Source organism: Klebsiella sp. 4_1_44FAA, from assembly GCF_000238715.1.
Lineage (GTDB): Bacteria > Pseudomonadota > Gammaproteobacteria > Enterobacterales > Enterobacteriaceae > Klebsiella > Klebsiella pneumoniae.
On the sequence record NZ_JH414804.1, the window covers coordinates 198,567 to 208,598 of the forward strand.

Sequence of the window (10,032 nt, forward strand, 5' to 3'; positions counted from 1 at the left end):
AAGCGAAGCGCCACCCGGCAACTCAACCTCGTGAGAGCTAACATGATCCGCGTTGAAAACGTCCATAAAACCTTTGTTCTGCACCAGCAGCACGGCGTGCGTCTGCCGGTGCTGGCCGACGCCTCGCTGACCGTTAACGCCGGGGAGTGCGTGGTGCTCCACGGTCACTCCGGCAGCGGCAAATCGACCCTGCTGCGTTCGCTGTACGCCAATTATCTGCCGGACAGCGGCCATATCCATATCCGCCACGGCGACGAATGGGTGGACCTGGTCACCGCCACCCCACGCAAGGTGCTGGAAGTGCGCAAAACCACCATCGGCTGGGTCAGCCAGTTTCTACGGGTGATCCCGCGCATTTCGGCGCTGGAGGTGGTGATGCAGCCGCTGCTCGATCTTGGGACGCCGCGCGAAGCGAGCGCCGCGAAAGCCGCCCAGCTCCTGACCCGCCTCAACGTTCCGGAACGCCTGTGGCACCTTGCGCCGTCCACCTTTTCCGGCGGCGAGCAGCAGCGGGTCAACATCGCCCGCGGTTTTGCGGTCGACTATCCGATCCTGCTCCTTGATGAACCCACCGCCTCGCTGGATGCCAAAAACAGTGCTGCCGTGGTCAACCTGATCCACGATGCCAAAGCGCGCGGCGCGGCCATCGTGGGGATTTTCCATGACGAAGGGATACGCCGTCAGGTCGCCGACCGACTGCACTCCATGGGAATGACAGCATGATTATCAATAACGTAAAACTGGTTCTCGACGACGACGTGGTCCACGGTTCACTGGAAGTCCAGCACGGTCGCATCCTCGCCTTCGCGGAAAGCCAGAGCCGGCTGCCGCAGGCGCTGGATGGGGAAGGCGGCTGGCTGCTGCCAGGCCTTATCGAACTGCATACCGATAACCTCGACAAGTTCTTTACCCCGCGGCCGAAGGTAGACTGGCCGGCCCACTCGGCGATGAGCAGCCATGACGCCATGATGGTCGCCAGCGGCATCACCACCGTGCTGGACGCCGTGGCGATTGGCGACGTGCGCGATGGCGGCGATCGTCTTGAGAATCTGGAGAAGATGGTCAATGCCGTGGAGGAGACGCAAAAGCGCGGTCTCAACCGCGCCGAACACCGCCTGCACCTGCGCTGCGAGCTGCCGCATCACACCACGCTGCCGCTGTTTGAAAAGCTGATCGATCGCGAGTCGGTGAGCATGGTCTCTCTGATGGACCACTCGCCGGGCCAGCGTCAGTACGCCGATCGCAGCAAGTACCGCGATTATTATCAGGGCAAATATCATCTGACGCATGACGAAATGGACCGTTTTGAAGCCGAGCAGATGGCTCTGGCCGCCACCTGGTCGCAGCCCAATCGCCAGACCATCGCCGCCATGTGCCGCGCCCGCCGTATCGCCCTCGCCAGCCACGACGACGCCACCGAAGCGCATGTGGCCGAATCTCACCAGCTAGGGAGCGTGATCGCCGAGTTTCCCACCACGCTGGCCGCGGCGCAGGCTTCACGTCAGCACGGGATGCACGTCCTGATGGGGGCGCCGAATATCGTGCGCGGCGGTTCCCACTCCGGCAACGTCGCCGCCCACCAGCTGGCGAGCCACGGTTTGCTGGACATCCTCTCATCTGACTATTACCCCGCCAGCCTGCTGGATGCCGCTTTCCGCATCGCCGACGCCGAGGACAATGCCTTCACCCTGCCACAGGCGATCCGTCTGGTCAGTCAGCATCCGGCGCAGGCGCTGGGCCTTGACGATCGCGGCGTCATCGCCGAGGGGAAACGCGCCGACCTGGTGCTGGCGCACCGTCGCGGCGAACATATCCAGATCGACCATGTCTGGCGCCAGGGAAAGAGGGTCTTTTAATGCCAGGAAAACTGATTTGGCTGGTGGGCCCCTCCGGCTCCGGTAAAGATAGCCTGCTGGCGGCGCTGCGCCAGCGCGAGCACCCGCAGCTGCTGGTGGCCCATCGTTACATAACCCGCCCGTTTAACGCGGGCAGCGAGAATCATATCGCCCTCAGCGAACATGAGTTTTTTACCCGCGCCGAGCAGCATCTTTTTGCTCTCAGCTGGCACGCCAACAATACTTACTATGGCATTGGCGTGGAGATCGACCTCTGGCTGCACGCCGGCTTTGACGTGGTGGCCAACGGCTCCCGCGCCCATCTGGCGCTGGCCCGGGAACGCTACGGCGAGGTGCTGGTGCCGATCTGTCTCGCCGTCTCGCCGCCGGTGCTGCGCCAGCGGCTGGAGCAGCGCGGCCGGGAAAACGCGCTGGAAATCGCCCAGCGTCTGGAACGCGCCGCGCGCTATAAGCCGGACAACTGCCTGACATTGAATAACGACGGCAGTCTCCGACAATCGGTCGATGAATTTTTCCGCCTGCTGCGCAGCCACGCGGCGCGCGAAGCGGATCAACTGGTATAAACAAAAGGTGACACGATGAGCCTGACCCTCCGCTTAACCGGCACCGGCGGCGCTCAGCTGGTGCCGGTCTTCGGCTGCGACTGCGCGGCCTGCCGCCGCGCACGCCGCGAGGAGAGCCACCGACGCCGCCCCTGTAGCGGAGTGGTCACGTTCAACAGCGCCGTGACGCTGCTCGATGCCGGACGACCGGATCTGATGGAGCATCATCCCGCCGGCAGCTTTCAACAGGTGCTGCTGACCCACTACCATCTGGATCATGTGCAGGGGCTGTTTCCGCTGCGCTGGGGAGTCGGCGCGTCGATTCCGGTCTATGGCCCGCCGGATGACGCAGGCTGCGACGATCTGCTCAAACACCCCGGTCTGCTTGACTTTAGCCATACCGTCACGCCGTTTGTGATGTTTAACCTGCAGGGGCTGCGGGTGACGCCCCTACCCCTTAATCACTCGAAGCTGACCTTTGGTTATCTGCTGGAGTCGGCCCACAGCCGGCTGGCCTGGCTCTCGGATACCGCCGGGCTGCCGGACAAGACGCTGAAGTTTTTGCTCAATAACCGCCCGCAGGCGATGATCATCGACTGCAGTCATGAGCCGCGCGCGCAGACCCCGCGTAACCATAACGATCTAAACACCGTCCGCAGCCTTAACCAGATCATTGGCTGTCCGCGGGTGATCCTCACCCATATCAGCCACCAGTTTGACGTCTGGATGATGGATAACCCGCTGCCGACAGGTTTCGAAGCGGGCTATGACGGGATGGAAATAGCGCTGGATTAAGCGCTGGCCTGCGGGGGGCGATCAGTAGCTATCATCCAGCCGACGCTGGTCGCTTTCTAACTGACGACGATCGCGGTCGAGCTGACGCTGGCGTTCATCCAGCTGGCGGCGGCGCTCGTCCAGCTGGCGTTGCCGCTCGTCATACTGGCGCTGACTGTCACGGCTCTGCTGACGGCTCCCCTGATAGCGCCCGTCATCATACCGGCCATCGTCATCGTATCTGTCGTCGTCATCGGAGCGACTGCTGCCCGGGTTATAAGCGTCGTTAATGGCTTGCTGAATATTGCCGATCGCGTCATCGATAATATCGGCGCGAGCGGCCAGGCTGGTCAGCGACAGAGTGCAAAAGAGCAGTGCGGTTGCGTAACGTTTCATCGGGGCCAATCTCATCAGAGTCCTGCCGCTACCTTAATCATCCGCATGAAACCCGGGTAGCGGAGGAATCTCAAATCCTCGCGTACGCCGCGCTCAGCGCCTGCGCCAGCTGGGCGCGGGTAAACGGCTTACGCAGCCACTCAACCTCCGGCAGGGCCGGGTTCTGCGCCGGACGCAAATCCTGGCCGCTGATCAGTAGCACCGGCAGCGCCGGAAAGCGGCGTCGGGCGGTATGGATCACATCGGCGCCGCTCAGGGCCCCGGGCAGCATCAGATCGCTAATCAGCAGGGCAATATCCGGCGAGGCCTCCAGCAGCTGCAGCGCCTCTTCACCGCTGGCGGTTTCCAGCGTCAGCCAGCCCAGCTGATGCAGCTGTTCACATAGCGTCTGGCGGACATCCTCTTCATCTTCCAGCACCAGCGCCAGCCGCTCGCCCGCCGGGGGCGGCTCGTCCACCGCTGGCGCCACCTCCTTCTCAACCTCGGTCAACGCTCGCGGCAGCTGCAGCCGCACCGTCGTCCCCTGCCCCCGGCGCGCTCTCCAGCGCCACCCGGCCGCCAGACTGGCGCACAAAGCCATACACCATCGACAGCCCCAGGCCGCTGCCGCTGCCGGTGGCTTTGGTGGTGAAGAAAGGTTCAAACACCCGGGCTTTCACCGCCTGCGACATCCCGCTGCCATGATCGATCACCTCCAGGGCCACCATATCCTGCCGCTGGCCGCTGCTGCGGGTGACCCGCTGATTCCAGGTGCGTATTTTGATGACCCCGCCGCGCCCCGCCATGGCGTCGCGGGCGTTCATCACCAGATTGATCAAGGCGTTTTCCAGCTGGCCAACGTCTATCCATGCCGGCCACGCCGGCGACTGCGCCTCAATCTCCAGGCTTAAGGTCGCCGGCAGGGAGTGACGCATCAGCTCGCTGAGGTTCTCCAGTAGCGGCGCCATCACCACCGCCTGGGGATGCAGCGCCTGCTTGCGCGAAAAGGCCAGCAGCCGCTGGGTCAGAAGCGCCCCACGCTCCGCCGCCTTCAGCGCCCTGGAGAGGCGCGGCGCATCGCGCGCATCCGGCTCCACCAGCTCAAGGCTGCCGATAATCACCGCCAGCAGGTTGTTAAAGTCATGCGCCAGTCCTCCGGTCAGCTGGCCGACGGCCTTCATCTTCTGACTATGCAGCAGCGCCTCCTCCAGCTCCTGGCGCTTAATCCGATCGATCTCCATCTGGTTGGTCTTCTCTTTCAGCAGCCGGGTGGTGTGCTCCAGCGACGCCATATTGCGGGCGAAAACGTTAAAGGCCCGCGCCAGCTCCCCCAGCTCGTCGCGCCGCTGCAGGGCCGGCACCGAGACGTTCGGCTCTCCCTGAGCCAGCCGCGACATCGCCCGCGAGATGGCGGTCAGGTTCGAGCCGAGATTACGGTAGATGTACCACCCGGCGCAGCCGGTGATCGCCAGCGCCAGCAGCGCGGAAAGCAGAATAAACATACTGATGGAGCGCAGCTCCCGATGGCTCTGCGCCGCCCGCTGCTCTGAGGCTTCCGCCACCCGGGTCACGTACTGATTGATATCTTCGTTAAGCAACGCGACCAGCGCTTTGATGTGATACATGTACCAGCTGATCGTCAGGTCGCTCTCCTCCAGCTGGGCCGACAGCGGGGCCAGCGTCGCCAGCTCGCGGGTCACATCAGGGAGGACAAACGCCAGCGCGGGATCGGCGCTGCGTGTCGGCAGGGCGCCGCGCAGCTGGTCGAGTTGCAGGACGATCGACCGCGGCGTGACGGTATGGATCGCAGCCACGATCAGCCGGTCCATCTCGGCCAGCCGGCGCGGATCGATCGCCTTATCCCCGCCGCGATCGTTAAGATCGGCGAGATGGCGCAGGTTACTCTGATTCTGGTAAAGCGAACTCAGCAGCGCATTGCGCTGCAGATGGCGGCGCTGGCCGCGCTCCAGCATCTCCGCCACGCTCTGCTGCAGCGCGTTGCTGCGGCGAATAATATTGGCCACCCGCGCCTGCTCCTGCTGCGCCAGCGGGGCCGCCGCCAGCTGGGCCAGCGAGTGCTTCAGCGCCTGCTGCGTCGCCAGCAGCCGTTCCGCTTCGCTTTTGTACTCCAGCGCCCCCACCACCTGCGACAGGCGCACCGCCGCCGTGGCGACATTCGCCGTGTCCCGCGCCAGATCCATACTGCCGCGCATGTCGTTGAGAGTCTGGCGCTGCACCTGCTCCTGCAGCTGGCTGGCGTGGTGAAAGCCGAACACCGCCACGCCGCTGACCAACAGGGTGACCACGCCCATCAGCAGATTAAAGGAGAGCAGGCGGCCACGGGCGCTGGTGAAAAACGGGTGTCGGCGAGCGGTCATAACAACTCCGGTGAAGGATCGGTCGGCAGATAAGCGTGACGGTGCAGAAAATGACGCCGCGTAACTGTGATCGCGGTTAACTATTTATCACTATGACAAATATGAATGGATTCTGACATTCTGCATTTATTTTCCGGTGGTGGACTGCAGCTATTGTTCTTACAGACAGGAGCGCCGCGATGACCGCCACCCCGGTACTGGAAATGCGCCATATCGCCAAAGCTTTTGGCAAATTCTACGCGCTGAAGGGCGTCGACCTGACGGTCTGGCCCGGCGAGATCCATGCCCTGATGGGGGAGAACGGCGCCGGAAAAAGCACGCTGATGAAGATCCTCGCCGGCGCCTATACCGCCACCAGCGGCGAGATCCTGATCGACGGAAAACCGCAAACGATCCGCGGCCCCAAGGACGCGCTGGCCGCCGGGATCACGTTGATCTACCAGGAGATGCAGCTGGCGCCGAACCTGACCGTCGCGGAAAACATTTTCCTCGGCAGCGAGCTGGCGCGCGGTGGTCTGGTGCAGCGCAAAGCCATGCTCAGCCAGGCGCAGGCGGTGATCGACCGTCTCGGCGCCCAGTTCAAAGCCAGCGACCGGGTGATGACCCTGACCATCGCCGAACAACAGCAGGTGGAGATCGCCCGCGCCCTGCACCGTCAAAGCCGCATTCTGGTGATGGATGAACCCACCGCCGCCCTCTCCTCGCGGGAAACCCAGCGCCTGTTCGAGCTCATCCTGCGCCTGCGCGATGAGGGGATGGCGATCATCTATATCAGCCACCGCATGGCGGAAGTGTATGAGCTCTCCGACCGGGTCAGCGTCCTGCGCGATGGGCAGTATGTCGGCAGCCTGGTGCGCGACAAGCTCAACGCGCCGGAGCTGGTGCGCATGATGGTCGGTCGGCCGCTCAGCGATCTCTTCAATAAAGAACGGGACATTCCCCGCGGCCAGCCGCGCCTGCGGGTCGAGGATCTGACCGATGGCGGCAAGATTAAGCCCAGCAGCCTGGTGGTGCATGCCGGCGAAATCGTCGGCCTCGCCGGGCTGGTCGGCGCCGGGCGTTCCGAACTGGCGCAGCTGATCTTCGGGGTGCGCAAAGCCACCGCCGGGGTGATTGAGATTGACGGCGAGCCGGTGGTGATCCACTCGCCGCGGGAAGCCATCGACCTCGGGATCGGCTTTCTGACCGAAAACCGCAAAGAACAGGGGTTGTTTCTCGAACTGGCAGCCCAGGAAAACATCACCATGGCGACGCTGGAGCGCGACGCGACCTGGGGGATGCTCAACCGCCGGAAGGCGCAAACCATCTCCGATGACGCCATCCAGTTGCTTAACATCCGCGTGCCGCACGCCCAGGTGCGCGCCGGCGGACTGTCCGGCGGCAACCAGCAGAAGCTGTTAATTTCGCGCTGGGTGGCGATTGGCCCGCGCATTCTAATCCTCGATGAACCCACCCGCGGCGTCGACGTCGGCGCGAAAAGCGAAATTTACCGCATCATGAACGACATGGCGCGCCAGGGCGTCGCCATTCTGATGATCTCCAGCGAGCTGCCCGAAGTGGTGGGCATGAGCGACCGGGTCTATGTGATGCGCGAGGGCGTTATCGCCGGCGAGCTACAGGCCGGTGATATTAGCCAGGAAAGTATCATGACGCTGGCCACCGGCGTGACCGATTCTCACCTTAAGGCAGGGCAACTATGAGCATACCGAAAGAGACCTCCGCGCCGGTCGCGAAATCCGCTTCGGCGAAAAAAATGTTGATGGGCGACCTGATGCAGACCGTCGGCATTCTGCCGATCCTCATCCTGATCGTCGCCGTTTTCGGCTTTATCGCCCCCAACTTTTTCACGGAAAGCAATCTGCTGAATATCACCCGCCACGCCTCGATCAACATTGTGCTGGCGGCGGGAATGACCTTCATCATCCTCACCGGCGGCATTGACCTTTCCGTCGGCTCCATCCTTGGCACCACCGCAGTGGCCGCGATGGTGGTGTCGCTGATCCCGGCGTTTGCGTTGCTGTCGATTCCGGCGGCGCTGATGCTCGGCCTGCTGCTCGGCCTGTTCAACGGCGCGCTGGTCGCCTTCGCCGGGCTACCGCCGTTTATCGTCACCCTCGGCACCTACACGGCGCTGCGCGGCGCCGCCTATCTGCTGGCCGACGGCACCACGGTGATCAACTCCGATATCAGCTTCGAGTGGATCGGCAATGACTACCTCGGCCCGGTGCCCTGGCTGGTAGTCATCGCCCTGGCGGTGATCGCGGTGTGCTGGTTTATCCTGCGCCGCACCACCCTTGGGGTGCATATCTACGCGGTGGGCGGCAACATGCAGGCGGCGCGGCTGACCGGCATCAAAGTCTGGCTGGTGCTGCTGTTTGTCTATGGCATGAGCGGCCTGCTCTCCGGCCTTGGCGGGGTGATGAGCGCTTCGCGGCTGTACAGCGCCAACGGCAACCTCGGCGTCGGCTACGAGCTGGACGCCATCGCCGCGGTCATTCTCGGCGGCACCAGCTTCGTCGGCGGTATCGGCACCATCACCGGTACGCTGGTGGGGGCGCTAATTATCGCCACCCTCAATAACGGCATGACCCTGATGGGGGTCTCCTACTTCTGGCAACTGGTGATCAAAGGGGCGGTGATCATCATTGCGGTGCTGATCGACAAATACCGTACCCGACATCATCAAAGTGCATAACAACAACATCTTACCTGCGAGGAAAAGCGAATGCGTTTAAAACCGATAGTCACCGCGCTGTGTGCTGGCGCGCTGCTGGCCGCCTCCCCTTTTGCGTCGGCCAAAGAGCTGAAAGCGATTGGCGTGACGGTGGGCGACCTTGCCAACCCGTTCTTTGTACAGATCACCAAAGGGGCGGAGCTGGAGGCCCGCAAGCTGGCGGGGGATAACGTCAAAGTGACGCTGGTCTCCAGCGGCTACGATCTGGGCCAGCAGGTGGCGCAGATCGATAACTTTATCGCCGCCAAAGTCGATATGATCATCCTCAACGCCGCAGATTCGAAAGGCATTGGCCCGGCGGTGAAGCGGGCCAAAGAGGCCGGGATCGTGGTGGTGGCGGTTGACGTCGCCGCCGAAGGGGCCGACGCCACCATCACCTCCGATAACACCCAGGCGGGCGAGCTGGCCTGTAAATACATTAGCGACCGCCTGAACAACAAAGGCAACGTGGTGATCATCAACGGGCCGCCGGTCTCCGCCGTACAAAACCGCGTCGAAGGCTGCGAAACGGAGTTCAAAAAACACCCGGACATTAAAATCCTCTCCGCCAACCAGAACGCCAAAGGCAGCCGGGAAGGCGGCCTGGAGGTAATGACCTCCCTGCTGGCGGCCAATCCGAAGATTGACGGCGTGTTCGCGATCAACGATCCGACGGCGATTGGTGCCGATCTGGCAGCGAAACAGGCGCAGCGCAGCGAGTTCTTCATCGTCGGCGTCGACGGCAGCCCGGACGGCGAAGAGGCGCTGAAGCGTAAGAACTCGCTGTTCGTTGCCACCCCAGCGCAGGACCCACAGGTGATGGCGGCGAAGGCGGTGGAGATTGGCTACGACATCCTGCAGGGCAAACCAGCGCCGACCGCGCCGGTACTGATCCCGGTGACGATGATCGACAAAAATAACGTCAGCTCTTACAAAGGCTGGACCGTGAAATAAGCGCAACCAGGCGCACAATCGTTCCGCCGATTGTGCGCTACGCTTAACGAATATGACGGCGCGGAGTAGCAATCATGGAACGGAAAGGCATTATTGCCGCAGGCAACATGCTGGTCGATCATGTCCACCAGATCGGGCAGTGGCCGGAGCGCGGCTGGCTGGTGGAAATTGTCCATAGCGAACACGCCACCGGCGGCGCGCCGCTGAATGTCCTGCTGACCCTGGCCAAAATGCACGCCGGGCTGCCGCTGCAGGCGATCGGCCTGATTGGCGAGGATAACGATGGCGACTACATCACCGCCATGCTCGATCAGTACCATATCAATCGCCAGCTCGTACAGCGCACCAGCTCCGCCCCCACCTCGATGACCCAGGTGATGACCGACGCCGAAGGCCAGCGCACTTTCTTTCATTCTCCCGGCGCCAACCGCCTGCTTGAT

Annotated in this window: 9 protein-coding genes and 1 pseudogene; 8 read left to right on the top strand and 2 right to left on the bottom strand. The window is 62.9% G+C overall.

The window, feature by feature from the left end:
- The first annotated feature begins 42 nt into the window (after positions 1 to 42).
- The 4 genes from phnL to phnP are packed head-to-tail and all read left to right on the top strand — an operon-like array spanning position 43 to position 3,193.
- Complete coding sequence (gene phnL, locus HMPREF1024_RS05765; RefSeq protein ID WP_009309402.1) at positions 43 to 723, top strand: phosphonate C-P lyase system protein PhnL; 681 nt, start codon at positions 43 to 45, stop codon at positions 721 to 723.
- Positions 720 to 1,856 (top strand): alpha-D-ribose 1-methylphosphonate 5-triphosphate diphosphatase, encoded by a 1,137-nt coding sequence (gene phnM / locus HMPREF1024_RS05760; protein WP_009309404.1) that lies wholly within the window; start codon positions 720 to 722, stop codon positions 1,854 to 1,856. Before phnL ends, phnM begins: the two co-directional genes overlap by 4 nt.
- Positions 1,856 to 2,419 carry a ribose 1,5-bisphosphokinase gene (gene phnN, locus HMPREF1024_RS05755; protein WP_004151727.1) on the top strand — a complete coding sequence of 188 codons (564 nt, stop codon included), beginning with the start codon at positions 1,856 to 1,858 and terminating at the stop codon, positions 2,417 to 2,419. The genes phnM and phnN overlap by 1 nt, the downstream gene beginning before the upstream one ends.
- 15 nt (positions 2,420 to 2,434) lie before the next feature.
- A complete protein-coding gene (gene phnP / locus HMPREF1024_RS05750) occupies positions 2,435 to 3,193 on the top strand; it encodes a phosphonate metabolism protein PhnP (RefSeq protein WP_009309407.1) in 759 nt (252 codons plus the stop codon).
- Between the two features lie 21 nt (positions 3,194 to 3,214).
- Here phnP and yjdP read toward each other — a convergent pair whose 3' ends face one another.
- Positions 3,215 to 3,568, bottom strand: a complete 354-nt coding sequence (yjdP, locus tag HMPREF1024_RS05745; protein ID WP_004151729.1) for a DDRRRQL repeat protein YjdP — start codon at positions 3,566 to 3,568, stop codon at positions 3,215 to 3,217.
- A 70-nt stretch (positions 3,569 to 3,638) separates the two neighbouring features.
- Positions 3,639 to 5,925 (bottom strand): annotated as a pseudogene (locus HMPREF1024_RS05740) (ATP-binding protein).
- A gap of 179 nt (positions 5,926 to 6,104) precedes the next feature.
- On the opposite strand from HMPREF1024_RS05740, the gene HMPREF1024_RS05735 reads away from it, so the two are divergent.
- The 4 genes from HMPREF1024_RS05735 to HMPREF1024_RS05720 form a co-directional block, all read left to right on the top strand.
- Positions 6,105 to 7,625, top strand: a complete 1,521-nt coding sequence (locus tag HMPREF1024_RS05735) for a sugar ABC transporter ATP-binding protein (protein WP_002885173.1) — start codon at positions 6,105 to 6,107, stop codon at positions 7,623 to 7,625.
- Positions 7,622 to 8,620: a ribose ABC transporter permease gene (locus HMPREF1024_RS05730; RefSeq protein WP_009309413.1), complete on the top strand. Its 999-nt coding sequence runs from the start codon at positions 7,622 to 7,624 to the stop codon at positions 8,618 to 8,620. Before HMPREF1024_RS05735 ends, HMPREF1024_RS05730 begins: the two co-directional genes overlap by 4 nt.
- 30 nt (positions 8,621 to 8,650) lie before the next feature.
- Positions 8,651 to 9,592 carry an ABC transporter substrate-binding protein gene (locus tag HMPREF1024_RS05725; protein WP_002885156.1) on the top strand — a complete coding sequence of 314 codons (942 nt, stop codon included), beginning with the start codon at positions 8,651 to 8,653 and terminating at the stop codon, positions 9,590 to 9,592.
- Positions 9,593 to 9,666: 74 nt separating this feature from the next.
- Positions 9,667 to 10,032: carbohydrate kinase family protein (locus tag HMPREF1024_RS05720; protein ID WP_009309416.1), on the top strand; the 366-nt coding region annotated here is incomplete at its 3' end.